Annotated in this window: 18 protein-coding genes; 10 read left to right on the plus strand and 8 right to left on the minus strand. The window is 60.7% G+C overall.

Annotation, left to right across the window (positions count from 1 at the left end; translation table 11 throughout):
* The 3 genes from AO356_RS29645 to AO356_RS29655 are packed head-to-tail and all read right to left on the minus strand — an operon-like array spanning position 1 to position 3,074.
* Positions 1-1,965 (minus strand): FUSC family protein, encoded by a 1,965-nt coding sequence (locus AO356_RS29645; RefSeq protein ID WP_060742890.1) that lies wholly within the window; start codon positions 1,963-1,965, stop codon positions 1-3.
* Positions 1,965-2,873 carry an HlyD family secretion protein gene (locus AO356_RS29650; RefSeq protein ID WP_060742891.1) on the minus strand — a complete coding sequence of 303 codons (909 nt, stop codon included), beginning with the start codon at positions 2,871-2,873 and terminating at the stop codon, positions 1,965-1,967. Before AO356_RS29650 ends, AO356_RS29645 begins: the two co-directional genes overlap by 1 nt.
* 12 nt (positions 2,874-2,885) lie before the next feature.
* A complete protein-coding gene (locus AO356_RS29655) occupies positions 2,886-3,074 on the minus strand; it encodes a DUF1656 domain-containing protein (RefSeq protein WP_060742892.1) in 189 nt (62 codons plus the stop codon).
* Positions 3,075-3,220: 146 nt separating this feature from the next.
* Between AO356_RS29655 and AO356_RS29660 the strand changes: the two genes are divergently transcribed.
* Positions 3,221-4,018 carry an AraC family transcriptional regulator gene (locus AO356_RS29660; protein ID WP_060742893.1) on the plus strand — a complete coding sequence of 266 codons (798 nt, stop codon included), beginning with the start codon at positions 3,221-3,223 and terminating at the stop codon, positions 4,016-4,018.
* A 186-nt stretch (positions 4,019-4,204) separates the two neighbouring features.
* On the opposite strand, the gene AO356_RS29665 is transcribed toward AO356_RS29660, so the two are convergent.
* The 4 genes from AO356_RS29665 to AO356_RS29680 all read right to left on the minus strand — a co-directional run bounded on the left by AO356_RS29665 (position 4,205) and on the right by AO356_RS29680 (position 7,710).
* Positions 4,205-5,494: an NAD(P)/FAD-dependent oxidoreductase gene (locus AO356_RS29665; protein ID WP_060742894.1), complete on the minus strand. Its 1,290-nt coding sequence runs from the start codon at positions 5,492-5,494 to the stop codon at positions 4,205-4,207.
* Entirely contained in the window at positions 5,491-6,237 is a 747-nt protein-coding gene (locus AO356_RS29670; RefSeq protein ID WP_060742895.1) for an amino acid ABC transporter ATP-binding protein, read from the minus strand. Before AO356_RS29670 ends, AO356_RS29665 begins: the two co-directional genes overlap by 4 nt.
* Entirely contained in the window at positions 6,234-6,890 is a 657-nt protein-coding gene (locus AO356_RS29675; protein WP_060742896.1) for an amino acid ABC transporter permease, read from the minus strand. Before AO356_RS29675 ends, AO356_RS29670 begins: the two co-directional genes overlap by 4 nt.
* Positions 6,891-6,951: 61 nt before the next feature.
* Positions 6,952-7,710: an ABC transporter substrate-binding protein gene (locus tag AO356_RS29680; protein WP_060742897.1), complete on the minus strand. Its 759-nt coding sequence runs from the start codon at positions 7,708-7,710 to the stop codon at positions 6,952-6,954.
* A gap of 164 nt (positions 7,711-7,874) precedes the next feature.
* Here AO356_RS29680 and AO356_RS29685 point away from each other — a divergent pair, with 164 nt between their 5' ends.
* Positions 7,875-8,651, plus strand: a complete 777-nt coding sequence (locus AO356_RS29685; protein ID WP_060742898.1) for an IclR family transcriptional regulator — start codon at positions 7,875-7,877, stop codon at positions 8,649-8,651.
* Between the two features lie 252 nt (positions 8,652-8,903).
* Here the strand turns inward: AO356_RS29685 and AO356_RS29690 are convergent, their stop codons facing one another.
* Positions 8,904-9,869 (minus strand): LysR family transcriptional regulator, encoded by a 966-nt coding sequence (locus AO356_RS29690; protein ID WP_060742899.1) that lies wholly within the window; start codon positions 9,867-9,869, stop codon positions 8,904-8,906.
* 294 nt (positions 9,870-10,163) lie between these two features.
* On the opposite strand from AO356_RS29690, the gene argH reads away from it, so the two are divergent.
* The 8 genes from argH to AO356_RS29730 all read left to right on the plus strand — a co-directional run bounded on the left by argH (position 10,164) and on the right by AO356_RS29730 (position 18,642).
* Positions 10,164-11,591, plus strand: coding sequence for an argininosuccinate lyase (gene argH, locus AO356_RS29695; protein WP_060742900.1), 1,428 nt, complete (start codon positions 10,164-10,166; stop codon positions 11,589-11,591).
* A gap of 72 nt (positions 11,592-11,663) precedes the next feature.
* Positions 11,664-12,542, plus strand: a complete 879-nt coding sequence (locus AO356_RS29700; protein ID WP_060742901.1) for an amino acid ABC transporter permease — start codon at positions 11,664-11,666, stop codon at positions 12,540-12,542.
* Between the two features lie 10 nt (positions 12,543-12,552).
* Positions 12,553-13,317 (plus strand): amino acid ABC transporter ATP-binding protein, encoded by a 765-nt coding sequence (locus tag AO356_RS29705; protein WP_008001408.1) that lies wholly within the window; start codon positions 12,553-12,555, stop codon positions 13,315-13,317.
* A 39-nt stretch (positions 13,318-13,356) separates the two neighbouring features.
* Entirely contained in the window at positions 13,357-14,181 is an 825-nt protein-coding gene (locus AO356_RS29710; protein WP_060742902.1) for an ABC transporter substrate-binding protein, read from the plus strand.
* 144 nt (positions 14,182-14,325) lie between these two features.
* Positions 14,326-15,168: a polysaccharide deacetylase family protein gene (locus tag AO356_RS29715; RefSeq protein ID WP_060742903.1), complete on the plus strand. Its 843-nt coding sequence runs from the start codon at positions 14,326-14,328 to the stop codon at positions 15,166-15,168.
* The gene (locus tag AO356_RS29720; protein WP_060742904.1) at positions 15,161-16,045 is read left to right on the plus strand and encodes a polysaccharide deacetylase family protein; all 885 of its coding nucleotides are present in this window, start codon (positions 15,161-15,163) and stop codon (positions 16,043-16,045) included. The genes AO356_RS29715 and AO356_RS29720 overlap by 8 nt, the downstream gene beginning before the upstream one ends.
* On the plus strand, positions 16,045-17,394 hold the full coding sequence (locus AO356_RS29725) for an MmgE/PrpD family protein (protein WP_060742905.1): 1,350 nt from the start codon (positions 16,045-16,047) through the stop codon (positions 17,392-17,394). Before AO356_RS29720 ends, AO356_RS29725 begins: the two co-directional genes overlap by 1 nt.
* A gap of 69 nt (positions 17,395-17,463) precedes the next feature.
* Positions 17,464-18,642 carry an MFS transporter gene (locus AO356_RS29730; RefSeq protein ID WP_060742906.1) on the plus strand — a complete coding sequence of 393 codons (1,179 nt, stop codon included), beginning with the start codon at positions 17,464-17,466 and terminating at the stop codon, positions 18,640-18,642.
* Positions 18,643-18,668: the final 26 nt, after the last annotated feature.

An 18,668-nucleotide genomic window follows, 5' to 3' on the forward strand; every position in this document is an offset into this window, starting at 1 on the left:
TCAATAAGGGGAGCGTGCCACGTTCGCGTATTGCTCCAACAGCCAAGCCAAGTCCTGGTAACAGATCGCTAGATGATGTGCCCCGAGTCTGCTCATCGACCTTGATGTGCGCCGGGCCTGGGCGGCGCTGATCGCCGGATGATGAGCATATCGAGCGATCCGCCGGGCGCCGGTTTGTGAGCATTGGCCGACGGGCGATTCAGGATCGATACCACTCGCGTTACGCTGTAGCCGGCTCAATTGTTTACTCAGCTGCAGCGACAAATAACCCGTGTGGTAATCCTGCGTGTTATCAGCGCCAAGCAAACTTTTCAACGCGACGAGCCGGGATTGTTGTTTCGCTTGCCATTTTGAGTGATCGATATGGCTTGCACGGCGAAGTAGCCGGCGTATGTCCTTATGGAGCGAGTGTTTCAATGCCCGAACATGTTTAGCCGGATCCTTCGGCAAGACCTGGAACGCTAATAGGCAGACAAGCATTGCAACGATCCAGGCCAGCGCTTGGTTGGCGAAATCGACGAAATTGTAGAGGGCGGTATCGCCGGTACTCACCAAGGTATTGAACCCGATCAGGTAGGCAATCCCTTGCAGGGCGTAGCGCGGTTGGCTCGTCGCATGGATCCCGAATGACCAGAACGCAGCCAGTAACAGGAATAACAAAGGGAAGCCGTTGATCTGCGGCATCAACAGGAATTTGCACAGCGCTGCCGCCAGAATGGCGTAGAGCGTGCCCCGAATAAAGCTGGCGAGGCCTTGGGCAGGCGCGGGGGCCGGCGCCAGCAATGTGCAGCACGGGCCCAGGACCGCCAGTAGCGCGGGCCCTTGATCCCAACCGCTGAGATACCAGACCGCACCCGCGGCCAACGTGGCGAGCAGTGCCCTGATGCCGTTTCGCGCCGCATCAGCGTAATTGCGCGGATACACCACGGCACGTACCTGCTCGGGGCGAGCATGGTCGAGGCTGGTGAAGTTCAGCAAGGCCTCGCCCAGATCCGTCAGTTGTTCGTCCAAGCGTTCGCTGAGCAACCGCGAGTGGTGGTTTGAGTCAGCGAAATCATTCACCAGGCAACGCAGTTGCCCCACCGTATCGGCGGCGGCGAGACAGTCGCAGCGGCTGTCGCTCATCCGTTCGCCCAGTTGCCGCAATGCCGCGCTTATCCGCGCGAGCAACCTGGGGTCGATCCCGGGGTATGGATCGTCGCTGTGCACATCGAGTACAGCGGATTGCAAATGCGCCAGGCCCGCCTGAATCGCCAGCTGCCGGGAGCGAATCCGCGACGATTCGCCCCGCCCTATTCCCAATTGGTCGTCCACCTTGCCGATATCCATGGCGAGCTGGTGGCGTTGCGTCGCCAGCTCCGCGGACTGCTCGCCTGAGAGCCTCGCGGCGAGCAACCGGGCACTGCGGACACAGACATCGACCAGCGAGTTTCGAAGCTTCTTCTCCATCGTCTTGGAACTGAACAGCGTTACCACCAGGCTCAAGCTCAGCACCCCGAGCGCTACCGCCGTGCCGCGAGTGATGATGTGATCGAAGGCCTGTTCAGGCGCGACGATGGCAGGCCCCAATGCCAGGCAGACCGTATAACCCGCCACCACTGCCGCGGTAGCTTGGTAATGGCGCAAGACACTCATTGCACTGACGCACAGGCCCAGCCACATACCGATGCCGAGTATGAACAGCAGCATCTGTTGAGCGAACAGCCCTGTCAGCACGAAAGCCGCGACCAGGCCTACCAGGGTTCCCAACATCCGGTAGAAGCCTTTTCCCAGCACCGCCCCTTGAATGGGTTGCACCAGCAGCAACACAGTGGATGCCCCCGAGAACGGCGATTCCAGATGCAGTTGGAAGCCGAGCCACAGCGCCAGCCCCGCCGCCAAGACACTGCGCAACACGTAGAAGAAACTGGCGGGCGTCCAGGGCAAGGGGATGAGCGCGAACAGGCGTGTCGCCAGGCGAGTCATCACATGAACGCCTGCAGCCATTGGGTGAGTCGCCAGCGCGGCGCGGCGTTCGGCTGCGTCACTTCGACACTGGCGGTCATGCCCGCCGCCAACTCCACCCCGTCCGGGACCCTGTCCAACTGGATGCGCACGGGTACGCGCTGTGCCAACCGAATCCAACTGAAGGTCGGGCTCACCTGAGGCAAACCGCTGTCGTTGCGCAATTCATTGGCATCGGCGATGCCCCTGCCCATGCTTGCCACATGCCCTTCCAGCAGCGGGGCAAACCCCATCAGCTTGATCGACACCGGCGCGCCGATACGCACACCGGGCAGCTTGGTCTCTTCAAAATAACCCGTGATCCAGAAACTATGGCCATCGACCACGAATAGGTTGGTATGGCCAGCCTCCGCGTAGTCACCAGGCTGCAGCCGCAGTTGAGTGACGTAGCCGTCCACCGGCGAACGAATCGTCGTGCGGTCCAGGTCGAGTTGCGCTTGGGCTAACTGGCTGCGTGCCGCGTCCAGGCGCGCTTGGGCCACAGCCAAGTCACGCGCCGCGTTGTCAATCTCTTCCCGGGCGATGGCGTCGGCCAATTGGGATCGCCGCTTCAATTGTGCACTGCGCTGCTCGAACACACTGCGCGCTTCGGCGAACTCCGCCGCACGCTGTTGCAGGACCAATCGATAAGCACGCGCATCGATGCGATACAGCAAATCGCCCTTGGCGACCCATTGGTTGTCGTTGACCGACAGCTGATCGATTTGGCCGCTAATCTCTGGCGCAATGCGGATGACCTGCGCGCTCACCCGTCCGTCCCGCGTCCAGGGCGCCAAGACATAGGCCCGCCAAAGTTGCAGGCAGAACACCAGGGCCAGCACGCCAAGCCCCAGGGTGGCGGCAGGTTTGAGGATTTTGACGATAGACATGGCCGGCCTCACTCAGCAATTGACGACCATCGCCGACACGACGATAAGCGAGACAAAAAAACGCGCCAGCGCCGGGTGCCACGTCTCGTCCAGCCAACGCCGGGCCAGGCGCTCAATGAGTTTGTAGGCCAGGACCGATGCACCCAGGTAGATCAACAAGGGGGGGACGTAGAGGTTGGCAATGGAGATTTCGCTAAGCATGGCAAGCACCGGGGTTCGGAGGGGGTCCAGGATTCGCCCGCGTACTGAAGGGGGCTTGGTGATGATGCTAAGGAACTACCACCGCTGCCGATATTGAGTACACTGCCAAAATATAATCAAATTCAGACAGACACCGACGACACGCCATGGCCGAAATCCACCGTTTCCACGTCGATCAATTCGAGTACGACAACCTGTCGCAACCTGCCGTGGCACTGATGCTGGAAACCCAGCGCAACGACAGTGAGTCCGCCGAACACAAACATCGCAAGGGGCAACTGGTCGTGGCTTATTGCGGAGGCATTGTGTGTACGGTGGAAGATGGCGTGTGGATGGTCCCGTCAGGGTTCGGCGTCTGGATTCCGGGAGGGGTCGCCCACAGCAACCGCGTCACGGCCAACGGGCAGGTCTGTTTTTTATTCGTGGAGCCCGGCGCCGCGTCGCTTCCCGATCGCTGCTGTACGCTGGCGCTATCGCCGTTGATCCTGGAACTCATCCTTCACCTGAGCGACCAGGTCCAGGATTACCCCGCCAATTCGCGCATTGCACGGCTGGCCAACGTGCTGCTCGAAGAACTCGAACTGGCGCCCACGGAACAGCTTTACCTGCCTTTGCCCGCCTCGAACCAGCTTCGCACAATCGCCCGGGCGCTGGCGCAAGAGCCTTCCAACCGCGCCACCATGGCCAGTTGGGCACGGCACGTAGCCATGAGCGAACGCTCGCTGGCCCGCCTGATAAAAAGCGAAACCGGGCTTACCTTCGGTCAATGGCGCAAGCAATGGCAGATCATCGTCGCGTTGCAAAGCCTGGCCGAAGGGCAGTCGGTGCAAAGAACCGCTGAAGCGCTCGGCTACGAGTCAGTCAGCTCGTTCATCACCATGTTTCGCAAGACCTTGGGCACCTCACCGGCACGTTATCTGCGCAATACCACGCTACGGCAATGAGCCGGGGGTTTGGAATCGCTCACATACCCGAACAGCGACTTGATCTCCAGGTACTCGTCAAACCCCAGCTCACCCCATTCACGCCCGCGATCACACGCGCACCTTTCCATATGGCAACCTGCGCCGCTAGATACCCGACTCCACCGACAACGCCCAACCGGTGCCAGCGGCTTCTTCAACAAGCACTCAAAACAAGGCATCCAATACCCGGTAATAGCTGATCCCGGCCGCAAGATAAAGCCGCTGCAACGCATGAAACGGAATTCGCCGCAGTGGCATGACCGGGAACGGGAAGTCCTGCGTCGCCCCTGAGAGCTTCGCGGCCAGATGCTTGCCTAATGCCGTGGACAGGGCGATGCCGCGGCCGTTGTAGCCGAGCAAGACTGACAGCCCCGGTGCCGGATCATGCACATGGGGAAGAAAGCTTTGCGTCAGGGCGACCCGACCACTCCAGCGGTACTCGACAGGCACCTCCGCCACTTGCGCAAACAGCGCCCCCAGCGAACGCTCCAGGTGCGCCCAGTCACGCTGCCGGGAAGGCTCCGAAAACGGCCCCCGCCCTCCCAGAAGCAAACGCCCCTGGGCATCCAGCTTGAAGTACAGCAGCAAACGGCGTGAGTCCGAACAGACCTCGCCACCGGGCAGGATGGTCTTGCGGATCGCCGGCGGGAGCGGACGGGTCGCAATGATGAAGCTGTTGGCCGCGACGACGGTCTGGCGCAACCCGGGCCACAGGTCGTCGGTATAGCCATCGGTGGCCAATAACACCCGTTGCGCACTGACCTTGAAGCCTTGCGCAGTGGACAACAGCCAGCCTGATCGCTGCCGCTGCAGCCCCGTGACGCGGCTGTGGCCGTGGATCATTGCGCCCTGCCCCACTGCGGCCTTCGCCAGGCCACGGGCGTAACTCAATGGATGCAAGCTGCCAGCCCGAGGATCGACCCACCCCCCCAGGTAATTCTCGGTACCGATACGTTGGCTGACCGCGGCCCGGTCCAACAGCTCCACCTTGACGCCCCGGCGTTGCCATTGCGCGGCGCGCTGCTCGATGGTCTTCATAGCGGTCGTTGAACAGGCCGGTTGAATCCAGCCTTTCTGAGTGGCATCACACTCGATCCCGTACTGGCGAATCAGCGCAAACACTTCGTCAGCGGCTGACCCGGCCGCCTCGATCATCGCTTCGGCACGGGCTGGGCCGAACTTGGCGAGCAATTGATCCGGGTCGAACTTCAGCCCGGGGATCACCTGCCCGCCGTTGCGCCCCGAAGCCCCCCAGCCGGGCTCCCCGGTATCCAGCACACAGACGCTGACACCCGCTTCGGCCAATCGTAAAGCCGTCACCAGACCGGTATAGCCAGCCCCCACGATGGCCACATCCACTTGCTTGTCTTCGGCCAAGGCCGGCGTTTGCACCGCCGGTGTGGCAGTCGCGGCCCACAGCGAGGCCGGCAGTTGCGGGGCGAAAGGTGCATTCATGCCGGCACCTCCCCGCTGTGGTTGAGCAGTCGGCGAAGAAAATCCTGTGTGCGAGGATGCGTCGGCGTACTCAGTACTTCCCCGGCGGGTCCTGACTCGACGATCTTGCCGCTATGAAGAAAACAGACCTTGTCGGCGACGTCTCGAGCGAAGGCCATTTCGTGGGTCACCACGATCATGGTCATGCCCTCATTGGCCAGATTGCGCATCACCGCCAACACTTCACCGACCAACTCCGGATCGAGGGCCGAGGTCGGTTCGTCGAAGAGGATCGCCTGGGGGTTCATCGCCAACGCCCGGGCTATGGCGACACGTTGCTGCTGCCCCCCGGACAGTTCGTCCGGGTAGGCATTCATCCGATGGGACAAGCCGACCTTTTCCATCAGCGCCTCGGCATTCTTGCGGGCCGCCTGAGGGTTCTCCTTCTTTACGTAGATCGGCCCTTCCATGACATTTTCCAGGGCCGTGCGGTGCGGGAACAGATTGAAGCGCTGAAAGACCATCGCCACCCGAGTGCGAATGTCGTGGATGTTCCTGGCATTGCGGTCGACACGTTCATCGCCGACCAGGACCTCGCCCTGGTCATAACTTTCCAGGCCGTTGATACAGCGCAGCAACGTGGACTTGCCCGACCCCGAAGGGCCAATCAGGCACACTACTTCACCGCTCTTGACCTGCAAATCGATGCCTTCGAGGACCGGCACGCTGCCGTAACGCTTGTGAATACCCTTGATCTCGATCATGACGTTCTCCGGGTGCTGAAGCGTGCTTCCAGACGACGCAACGCAAAGGACAGCGGCAGGCTCATCGCCAGGTAGAGCAATGCCACCAGGGTGTAGACCGTCATGTTCTCGAAGGTCGAAGAGGCGATCAGTTGCCCCGCGCGAGTCATCTCGGCCACGGTGATGGTGGAGACCAGCGACGAGTCCTTGAGCATCATGACCAGGGTGTTGCCGTAAGGCGGCAAGGCGATGCGAAATGCCTGGGGCAGCACCACTCGCCGCATCACCATCGCACCGCGCATACCCAAGGATTCCGCCGCCTCGATCTGCCCTTGCTGGATCGCCTGGATACCGGCCCGGAAGTTCTCCGCCTGATAGGCCGAATAAGCGATTCCCAGGCCAATGACGCCGGCCTGCATCGCAGTCAGTTGAATGCCGAATTCCGGCAGGACGAAATAGATATAAAACAGCTGCACAATGATCGGCAGCCCCCGGATGATGTTCACCACACTGATGGCGAACAACGCGACCGCACGTATTTTCGAGACCATCATCAGGGCCAGGAGCAGGCCGATCAGCGAGCTGAGTACAAACGACCCGGCCGTCACTTGAAGAGTGACCACCGCCCCTTTGAGCAAGATAGGGAGGAAGTCCAACGCATTCTGGAGAATCATAAAAGCTACCCACGGAACAATGAGTGGACCCGCCCGCTACCGCAGGCGGTCGACAAAACCATCAGTTGAGTTTCCACTTCTCGATGATCCGTTCGAGGGAACCATCAGCCTTGATCGCAGCGATGCCTTTGTTGACCTGCTCCAGTGTTGCGTTGTCGCCCTTGCGCACGATCAGGCAAACGTCCCCCATCACCACCGGCTGATAGCTCTGCACCAGGTGCACCTTGTTCTGCGTGCCCTGGGCCAATTGGTAGGCGACGATCGGGCGATCGGCGAAACCCGCCTTGATACGGCCGAGGGCCAGGTCGCGCATCAGATCGGGGATCGAGTCATAGCCACGGACTTCCTTGAAGACACCACGCTTGTTCAGCTCATCGATGAACACGGTGCCGACCTGGGCGCCGACAACTTCGCCGGCAAAATCCTCCATGCGGGTGTACGCGGTCGGGTCGTCGGCCTTGACGATCAGACCCTCGCCATAGGTGAAGACCGGATCGGAATACTGCACCACCTTTTCCCGCGCCGGCGTCCGGAGCATGGCGGCAGAAATCAGGTCGATCTTGTTTGACGTCAGTGACGGAATCAGTGAAGCGAAGGTGGTCTGCTGGATCTCCACCTCGAAGCCGCCAGCCTTGGCCACTGCCTGCGCAGCGTCGATCATCATGCCCTGGATACTCTGGCTCTTGACGTCGAGAAAGGTGAAGGGAATCCCCGTTGCGGTTGCGCCGACCTTGTAGACGGGCTCGGCGGCGGCGTTGGCTGAAGTGATGCCAGCAGTCAGGGCAACAACGAACGTGAGTGCACGAAAGCGAGTAAGCATGGCGTATCTCCCATTGGACGCTTTTATTGTCTTAAGTCCGGTAAGGGTTGCCCCATATGGATGGCAGGAGGCTCAAAATGACTGTAAAGCGATTTACAAAAATCGTAAAGAGATTTATAAGTATCGAATATCGATATTCAAAGCGCAGAATATAAGGATTTTCCATGAGCGATAACCCTCATCCGCTGTTCAATCAGTCATTGGAAAAAGGCCTGGCGGTGCTGCGGGCGTTCAACGCAGCCCGGCGCACGATGAACCTGGCGGATATCGCCCAAGCTGCAGACATCAACAAAAGCTCGGCGCAACGCATGATTCATACCCTCGAAGAGCTGGGTTATGTGCGCAAGCATCCGCAGACCAAACGCTTTCAGTTGACCCCGAAGGTCATGGAGATCGGCTACAACTACCTGGCCGCCGACACACTGGTGGACGTGGCCAACCCGTTCCTTGCCGAGTTGGCACAGGCTACCGGGGAGACGACCAACCTGACCGAACCCGACGGGCTGGACATGGTGTACGTGGCACGCTTCGTGGCGCCGAAATTCATCCCTATCCACATGCCCATTGGCAGCCGGATCCCGATGTACTGCACCGGTTCCGGACGGGCCTTCCTGAGCGCCCTGCCCGACGACGAGCTTGTTGCCGCACTGCAAGCCAGCGAGCGCAAACGTCATACCCAGTACACCCTGACCGCGATCGACGACATCATCGAGCAGATCGAGGCCACACGGCGCAGGGGCTACGCCACGAACAAGGAAGAGTTGTTCCTTGGCGACATGTCCATTGCCGCGCCGATCATTGGCAGCCAGGGCCTGCCGGTCGCAGCCGTGCATGTGGTGGTGCCAACGAGTCGCTGGAGCCTGGAGGAAGCCGAGCGCAAGCTGGCGCCCGCGGTGATCGAGTGTGCACGGGCGATTCGCTCGTCAATACGAACCCTTTAGCAGATTGCCCCAGTGGACAGCCACCGTTTCCCTTGCACAAATCCAATTATTACCACCGTCACTTAGAGGGTGGGACTGCACATACTGGATGGGGTGATTGAACCCTAGGCTAGTTCAACTGGGCGCCCTTCCAACGGAACACGCCGGAACAGGTCGCGGTGTTTGAACGAAAACAGCGCCAACGGTTTGATGGTGTAACTTACCTATCACTCCGGCTGCCGCCAAGGTTCGTGAGTGACTACCCCATAAACATCAAACCGGAGCCTTCAGATCCACCCCCAGCGCCTGGGCAAAAGCCTTGACCAAGGGGCTGCGCACAGTGTTGTGACGCAGTATCAGACTGAATGGCGTGACGATGTTGATCAGGTCCGGACGCACTGCGCGCAACTCTCCCCGCGCCACCATCGATGCGGCGTAATGCTGGGGCAGAAACCCGAGGAAACGCCCCGTCTTGATCAGCAACGCCACGGCTTCCACCTGGGTGGCCGAGGCGGAGAAGCTGTCGTAGTGCGCAAATTTCAGTTTGTCACGATGAATCGCGTAGCGATGGTTGACGCACTCATACTCCTTGAGCACATGTTCCCCCATGTCCGCGTCCGCCATGGAGAACAGCGGGTGGCCGAGTGCGCAATAGACCTGCGAACGTTCTTCATAGAGTTCGTAGTAATCGAACTCTTCGCGTTTTTGATAAATCGGTACGATCCCCGCTACCAACCGCCCCTCGACGACACCTCTTTCGACTTCATCGAGTTGCGAAGCCTGAAGTTGAAATCGGACCTTGGGCGACTGTTCATTCATTTGCCTGAGCGCAGCAACTAACGGGGAATTATCATCCGAAATAGTATTATCAATAACCCCCACACCAAGATCACCAACAAGTTCGTTTTGCGCGGAACTAAGGCGATCACGAAAGTTGTCGACCGAGGCAAATAAGTCTATCGACGCCTGATACACCAGGCGCCCTTCTTCCGTCAGATGAAAGCCCTCGCGCCCGCGCGTGCAAAGGCGCATACCGATACGGATTTCCAAGTCGGAAATCTGTTTGCTGATGGCTGCCAGCCCCACATTCAGCTCATTCTGTGCGGCACTAAAGCCTCCCGCCTCGACCACGGCCTTGAACACTTTGAGCAATTTGAAATCCAGCCCGCTGAGGGCCAACGGTGCCCTTTGTGGGGGTCTTGGCGGCGGGTTTCCGGAATTGGAAAGTGGGGTTTCCATAATGCTTATTTACCTCTGGCGCTCTATTCAACAACCTGTGCCCAACAACAAAAACAAGCTGGCCCAATAATAATGAACACAGAAAACCAAGCTTGGCAACCGACAATAAATTCCGAACATCAGCGCCAAAACGCTGGTCGCGAAACATCAAAAGCTGACAGTTCGATCAGCTCTTTCACCGATGCAACTGCCCTCCTGAAAACTGCTCTGGCCTGACTTCGCTCGCTGATTTCGTAGCGACGCCGTGGCCCGGAGTACCCGTTTCAGTTCGCGTAACCGACGAGGAAAACAACAATGTCTCAAACCACCGACCGACTCTGGGGTGCTCGCTTCAAATGCGGCCCTTCCGAAGCCTTGGCGGCCCTGTCCCGTTGCCCTGAGCGCTACTTCCGGCTCACCCCGTACGACCTCGCCGGCTCCAAGGCCCATGCCCGGGAATTGCAGCGCGCCGGACTGCTGACCGAACAAGAAACCCAGACCATGCTCGACGCCCTGGAACGCATCGGCGCGGACTATCGCGCCGGCAGCATCGCGCCGACCCTGGATGATGAAGACGTCCACACGTTCATCGAGCGCCTGCTGACCGAACGGCTTGGCGCCCTGGGTGGCAAGCTGCGTGCCGGCCGTTCGCGCAATGACCAGACCGCCAATGACCTGCGGCTGTTCCTGCGTGACCACGTACGCACCGTGGCCGTTGAAGTGTTGGGCCTGCAGCAGGCGCTGGTGGAACAGGCCGAGCAACACATCGAAAGCATCTGCCCCGGCTTCACCCATCTGCAGCAGGCGCAACCGATCGTGTTCGCTCACCACCTGCTGGCCCACGCCCAGTCGATGCTACGCGACGTACAGCGGTTGGTGGACTGGGACGCACGGACGTCGCTGTCACCACTCGGTGCGGCGGCCATGGCGGGCTCGGCGATCGCTCGCCTGCCTCAGCAATCGGCAAAGGAAATGGGCTACAGCGGCGTTTGCGAAAACTCCATCGACGCCGTGGCCAGCCGCGATCACGTCGCCGAGTTTCTGTTCATCGCCAGCATGCTCGGCATCAATATCTCGCGCCTTGCCGAAGAGTTCTGTCTGTGGTCGTCGCGGCAATTTCGCTGGGTCGCACTGGACGATGCCTACGCCACCGGCAGCTCGATCATGCCGCAGAAGAAGAATCCGGACATCGCCGAACTGGCGCGAGGCAAGGCCGGTCGCCTGATCGGCAACCTGACCGGCCTGCTCTCCACGCTTAAATCCTTGCCACTGTCCTACAACCGTGACTTGAGCGAAGACAAGAACGGTGTGCTCGACAGCGTCGACACGCTGCTACTGGTGCTGCCCGCCATGGCGGGAATGGTGGCGACCATGAAAGTCAATGTCGAGGAATTGCGCCGCCAGGCACCGCTGGGCTTCACCCTCGCCACCGAAGTTGCCGATTGGCTGGCGGTGCGCGGCGTGCCGTTCAAGGAAGCTCACGAAATCACCGGTGCGTTGGTCCAGGCGTGCGAGAAACACGACATCGAACTGTGGGAGGCCTCCCCCGCTCTGCTGGCGGAAATCGATCCGCGCCTCACCCCAGAGGTACGCGAAAGCCTGACCCTAGAAGCCGCCATCGCTGCACGCAATGGCTGGGGCGGGACCGCACCACAACAGGTACGCGAACAGATCGGACGCTTGAAAACCGCCCTCGCCACCCAGCAGCAATGGACCGAGGACTATCAGGGCTTTCGCCTCTGAGCAACACACCGAACTGTGGGAGCGAGCTTGCTCCCACAGCGATAGCGCCGAAACCGAGTACGGAGAAACAACATGAGCCAGACACAGGCAGAACGACTCCAGGCGGAGCGCAAGCTGGCGGAAAACCAGTTTGACATTACCCAGTACGATCATGTGCCCCGGCGCTACTACGGGCGGATCTTCTTCGCCACGCTGATCGTCATCGCCCTTGTTGGCCTGGTGCGTGCCTTCGCCGAAGGCAAGATCGAATGGTCGTACATCGGCCAGTTCCTGACCTCCGAAGCGATCATGTGGGGCTTGCTCAACACCATCGTCATGGCCGTATTGGCCATGGCGCTGGGCATCGTGTTCGGCGTGATCACCGCGATCATGCGCATGTCGGCCAACCCGATCCTGCGCTATGTGGCCGTGACCTATACCTGGCTGTTTCGCGGCACGCCGCTGATCCTGCAACTGCTCCTGTGGTTCAACCTGGCGCTGATCTTCCCCACCATCGGCATTCCCGGCCTGTTCGAAATGGACACCGTGAGCCTGATGACCCCGTTCGCGGCGGCCTTGCTGGGCTTGAGCATCAACCAGGGCGCCTACACCGCCGAAGTGGTGCGCGCCGGCCTGCTCTCGGTGGACACCGGGCAATACGAGGCTGCCAAATCGATCGGCATGCCACGCCTGCAGGCGCTGCGCCGGATCATCCTGCCCCAGGCCATGCGGATCATTATTCCGCCGGTAGGCAACGAGTTCATCGGCATGGTGAAGATGACCTCGCTGGCGAGCGTCATCCAATACTCGGAATTGCTCTACAACGCCCAGAACATCTACTACGCCAACGCCCGCGTGATGGAGCTGCTGATCGTCGCCGGCATCTGGTACCTGGCCACCGTCACCGTCCTGTCCTTTGGTCAGAGTCGCCTGGAGCGTCGTTTCGCCCGCGGCGCCGGCAAGCGCTCTTGAGGAGTTCCACATGAGAAGCATCGTCAAGGCCGTGAGCCTGAATAAATACTACGACCAGTTCCACGCGCTCAAGGACATCAACATCGAAGTCGAGCAAGGCGAAGTGCTGTGCATCATCGGCCCGTCCGGCTCGGGAAAAAGCACCTTGCTGCGCTGCGTCAACCAGTTGGAAAAAATCGACAAGGGCGGCCTGTGGGTCGACGGCGAACTGGTGGGCTACCGGATCGTCGGCAACAAGCTGCACGAACTCAACGAAACCCAGATCGCCCGCCAGCGGCTGTCCACCGGCATGGTGTTTCAACGGTTCAACCTGTTCCCACACATGACCGTGTTGCAGAACATCATCGAAGGGCCGTGCCAGGTGCTCAAGCGCTCCCCCAAAGAGGCGAATGAAGAGGCCCTGGAGTTGCTCGCCCGTGTCGGCCTGGCGGACAAGCGCAACAGCTACCCGATCGAGCTTTCCGGCGGCCAGCAGCAACGCGTGGCCATCGCTCGTGCATTGGCCATGCGCCCCAAGCTGATGCTGTTCGATGAACCCACTTCGGCACTCGACCCGGAACTGGTCGGTGAGGTGCTGTCGGTGATGCGCGATCTTGCGCAGACCGGCATGACCATGATCGTCGTCACCCATGAACTGGGCTTCGCTCGCGAAGTTTCCAATCGCATGGTGTTCATGGACGGCGGGCAGATCGTGGAGGCTGGAAGCCCCGAAGAAATACTAATAAGTCCGCAAAACCCTCGCACCCAAAGCTTCATTTCTGCCGTTCGAACCTAAGCGTCCGTTGACGCTCACAACACTCATAAGAGAACGACCATGAAGAACTTTTTTATCCCCGCAGTACTCGCAGGCGTCATGGCATCCGGCTTCACCTTCGCGGCCGAATTGCCGGCCAGCATCAAGGCCAAGGGCGAAATCGTCGTGGCGATCATGCCGAACTACCCGCCGATGGATTTCAAGGACCCGGCCACCAACACCCTCACCGGCTTTGACTATGACCTGGGCAATGCCCTGGCCGAGCGCCTGGGTGTGAAGATCAAATGGCAGGAAACCGGCTTCGAGCAAATGATCAACGCCCTGACCACCGACCGCGTGGACATGGTGCTGTCGGGCATGACCGACACCGTCGAACGTCAGGCCAGCGTAACCTTCATCGACTACTTCACCAGCGGTCCACAGTTCTACACCTTGCAGAAAAACAAGGACACCAACGAGATCCTCGACCTGTGCGGCAAGAAAGTCGGCACCAGCCGCCGCACCACCTTTCCGGCGGAAATCGCCGAGTGGAGCAAGGCCAACTGTGAGGCCGCCGGCAAGCCGGCGATCAACGTGGTCGGCACCGAAGGCTCGGCCGATGCCCGGGCGCAACTGCGCCAGAGCCGCATCGATGCAGCCATGCAGGGCAGCGAAACCCTGCCTTACCTCAAGACCCAGGAAAAGGACATGTACAAGACCGTGGGCCTGCCGATCTCCGAGCAGTACACCGGCATGGGCGTGAGCAAGAAGAAACCTGAGCTCAGTGAAGCGGTGAAGGTCGCGCTGCAAAGCATGATCGATGACGGCAGCTACCAGGCGATCCTGAAGAAATGGGACCTTGAACTGGGCGCGATCAAAACCGTGACCATCAACGCCGGAAAGTGATCCCACAGGCCATCTGATTCCGATGTGGCAACGGGCTTGTTTGCGAATGGTTCAACGTCAATGTTGCCAGACTCGACGCCATCGCGAGCAAGCCCGCTTCCACAAAAGGGTCTGGTGTCTACGAATAAAGATGGAGCACTACCGATGCCCTCCTCACCCACCTGGCCCGCGCCGCACAAGGCTTGCCTGGCCCTTGCCTTCGACCTCGATGGCCCGACCGGTGATGCCATGCTCAACGGCTCGATCTGGCGCAAACCCGAGTACTTCGGGTTCGGCGGCTATGGCCCTTACCGGGCACTGCCACGCCTGCTCGATCTGCTCGACGAGTTCCGGATCCCGACGACATTCTTCGTCCCCGCCTGGGTCGTGGAGAACTGGCCGAGACAATGCCAGGCGATTGTCGAGCGCGGGCATGAAGTGGCTTATCACGGCTACAAACACGAATCCTTTTATGCCCTGACACTGGATCGGCAAAAAGAGGTGATGCAGATCTCTCGCGAGGTGTTCTGGAAACACCTGCACATCCGCGCAGAAGGCTTTCGCACGCCGTCCGGCGACTGGCGCGCCGAAACCCCGGCCATGCTGGTGGAAGCCGGCGTGACCTATTCCAGCAGCATGCGCGGCGACGACCGACCGTACCTGGTGGACGTACCGGGTTTCGATACGCCGCTGGTGGAAATCCCAGGCCGATGGGAAATGGACGATTACGCGTCCCTCGCCTATACCCGCGCGCCGAACTTTCCTTCCGGATTGGACCGTACGGCCAGTTACGCGCTGACCCTGGACAACTGGTGCCGCGAATATGACGGCGCGATGGACGAAGGGTTGTGCCTGACCACGCTCTTCCACCCAAAGATCATTGGTAAACCGGGGCGCATCCTGCTGCTGGAACAGCTTTTCGAGCACATGCGTCGGCGCGATGACGTGTGGTTCGCCACCTGCCGCGACGTCGCCCACTTCTGGTTGAAGGAGCACCGCCATGGCTGATTCCCCCATCTGGCCGGAAGGCTATCGCTGCGCTGTGGTACTGACCGTCGATTACAACGACATCCACGGCATCCTCACGCAAGCCCCGGAAGTTGCCGGGCGTGACAAAACCTTGTCGGTATGGCGCTACGGCACCCAACGCGGCGTGGCACGCTTGCTCGGCCTGTTCAAGGAACTCGGGGTCTGCAGCAGTTGGTTCGTCCCCGGCATCGTTGCCGAGGAAAACCCGGGGCTCATCCAGGCGATCCAGGGCGACGGTCATGAGATCGCCTGCGCCGGCTACCGTCATCAAGATTACGACGCGCTAGACCTGATCGCCCAGATCGACGATGTCGCCAAAGGCTGCGAGACCCTGGCCAGGTTGACCGGCAAGCGCCCGGTCGGCTTTCGAATCCCGGCGGGCAATGGTGCACCGGGCTTGATCGGCGCATTGAAGGACCAAGGCATCCGCTGGTCCTCGTCATGGCGCGGCGACGACTTGCCATTCGCTCACCCGACTGCGCCCGGCGTCATTGAAGTGCCGCTGCATTATGAGCTGGAAGACGAGCCTTACTTCGCCTTCAACTTGAGCCCGGCGGTGCCACCGGCACAATCACGGATCGCCTCCTACAGCCACACCCTGGGCAATCTGCAAATGGATTTCGCCGGGTTTCACCGATTCGGCCTGTGCTACGTGCTTCGCCTGCACCCGGAAATCATCGCCACGCCGGGACGGATAGGCGTGTTGCGCGAGCTGATCGAGGGCATTCAACAGCACGATGACGTGTGGATCGCCACCGGCGCCGAGGTCGCGCAATGGTGGGCAAACAACGCGGCGCCGGCGGCTGAGGATCATCCCGCATCGGTGTACGAGCGCCATTATCGGGATTACGTCTGATGAGCGAACGTTTGCAACGGCTGGCGCAATTCTGTGTCGATCTGCGGTTTGAAGATCTATCGCCTGGGTTGGTAGCCCAAGCCAAGCGGCACATTCTCGATACGTTCGGCGCAACGTTGGCCGGCGCCGCGAGCGATATCGCCAAACAAGCACACAAGGTGTTCGCCGGTGAAGCGGGCGAGGTACCGGTTTGGGGAACCGATCTGCAGGTCTGCGCGGGCCCGGCAGCGATGCTGAACGGCATCGCCGCCCATGCGCTGGAGCTGGACGACACCGGTGGTTGCGATCACTCCGGGGCCGTCGTGCTGCCAGCGGCGATGGCGGCGGTTTCGCTGCGCGCACGGCCCGTGAGTGGTCGTGAATTCATCAGCGCCGTCGTGATCGGCTATGAGGTTGGTCGTCGAGTGCTCGAAGCCTGCGGCGGCTATAGCGCCCACAATGGCGCCGGCTGGCACTCCACCGCGACCTGTGGAGTGTTCGGCGCAGCCGCCGCCAGCGCGCGCATCCTAGGCCTGGATACCCGGCAAACCCTGGCGGCACTGGGCATTGCCGGCAGCTTCAGCGGTGGCCTGTGGGCCTTCATTCACGACGGCTCGCACAGCAAGAAACTGCACAGCGGGCGCGCCGCAGAAGGGGGGCTGTTGGCTGCGCGGTTCACCCAACAAGGCATCAGCGGGCCGATGCAATTATTCGATGACGTCTGGGGTGGCTTCCTGAACACCCTCGCCCCAGCGACTTCGAGGCCCGAAGCGCTGGATGCGGAGCTCGGCGTGAACTGGAAGCTCGCCCGCTGCTCAATCAAACCCTATGCCTCCTGTCGCGGCACCCATTCGGCCATCGATGCCCTCGGCCAGCTATTGGAGCAGTTGAAGGTCTCCGTCGACCAGGTCGAAAACCTGCACGTCGGGCTGAGCGGTTTTCTCCACGGCATGTGTGGCGGCCGGGATGTCACCCACCTCGCCGCCGCGCAAATGAGCCTGCCGTATGCCCTCGCCGCGCGGTTGGTGCATGGGCATTGCCGACTGCACGCGTATGACGATCGGCAACGCAACGATCCGCTGGTGATTCAGTGCATGTCGCGCATCCATCTTGAAGTGGACCCGCGACTGGATGAGGATGGCGAACCTGTGGTGACCCTGCGGACCGTGGACGGCCGGCAGGCAAGCCTGTGCGTAGAAGTGCCCTTGGGAGCGCCGGGCAATCCACTTGCCGATGAGGCCCTGGATGAGAAGTTCTTCAGTTTGACGACGCGGGTCATGCCGCAGGAACGGGCTGCGGAACTACTGAAGCAATTGCGACGCATGGAAGACCTGGAGTCGATACGTACGCTGGAACGGTGGCTGGGTTGATCAGGGTATTGACGGCTCGGGCGTCATCGCGGTGTACGCCAACAATCTGAATAAGGACATTTGCCCCCCGTGGCCACTTACTCCCTCGTTATTCGACGCTTGATGATCGCTTCGCTGACCATCGTGGTCAGCCGTGCCATCACCAGCCCGTTGCTCACGCTGTTCCTGAGCAACAAGCTGGGCCTCAATCAACAAGATGTCGGCTTACTGCTGGGCATCGCGGTGTTCATCGCCACCCTGCTGGCCCTGTACGGCGGCTACATCATCGATCGCCTGGAAAAGCGCCGGTTGCTGATCCTGGCGATGCTCTCCAGCGCCGTGGGTTTCGTCCTGCTGACCTTTGCCGAAAACCTCTACCTGACCACCCTGACCGTGGTGATCACCGAGACCGCGTCGGCCCTGTTTCTGATCGGTTCCAAGGCGATCCTCAGCGAAAACCTGCCCATCGGCCAGCGCGCCAAAGCGTTTTCCCTGCGCTACACCCTGACCAACATCGGCTACGCCACCGGCCCCATGCTCGGCGTGGTGATTGCGGGGGTCTACCCGATCGCGCCATTCCTGATCGCCGCAGGCATCGCGTTCTCCAGCATCTTTCTGATGATGGGCATCCCCAGCGATGGAACGCCGACAGCGGCCATTGGCCCACCGCCCAGTTTTCTCAAGACCCTGAAGACCCTGAAAAACGACCGCACCCTGATCATGTTCACCTGCGGCTGCCTGCTCAGCACCGTGGTGCACGGACGCTTCACGCTGTATCTGTCGCAATACCTGCTGGTCACCCACGACGCCAAGCGTGCACTGGAGATCATGGCCGCCCTGCTCGCCTGCAACGCCATCACTGTGATCCTGCTGCAATACCAGATCGGTCGGTTCCTCGATCGCGAGAAGCTGCGCTACTGGATCGCTGCGGGCACCAGCCTGTTCATGCTTGGCCTGATCGGTTTCAGCCTGGCAGACGATATGCTGAGTTGGTGCGTGGCGATGTTCATTTTCACGCTCGGTGAAATGATCATCTACCCGGCCGAATTTCTCTTCGTCGATACCCTGGCCCCGGAAGAACTGCGCGGCAGCTACTACGGCGCCCAAAACCTGGCCGCCCTCGGCGGCGCCCTGAGCCCGGTGATCTGCGGGTACCTGCTGATACAAACCCCGGCACCGACGATGTTCTACGTCTTGAGCGCCTTGACCGCGGTGGGTGGGCTGCTGTGTTTCATGAGCGGGCGCCGGGTGGCGGTGGTGCGAAAGTGATTCATGGAGCGGCATCTTTGCTGCAA

Origin of the sequence: Pseudomonas fluorescens (assembly GCF_001307275.1) — a bacterium.
Lineage (GTDB): Bacteria > Pseudomonadota > Gammaproteobacteria > Pseudomonadales > Pseudomonadaceae > Aquipseudomonas > Aquipseudomonas fluorescens_AA.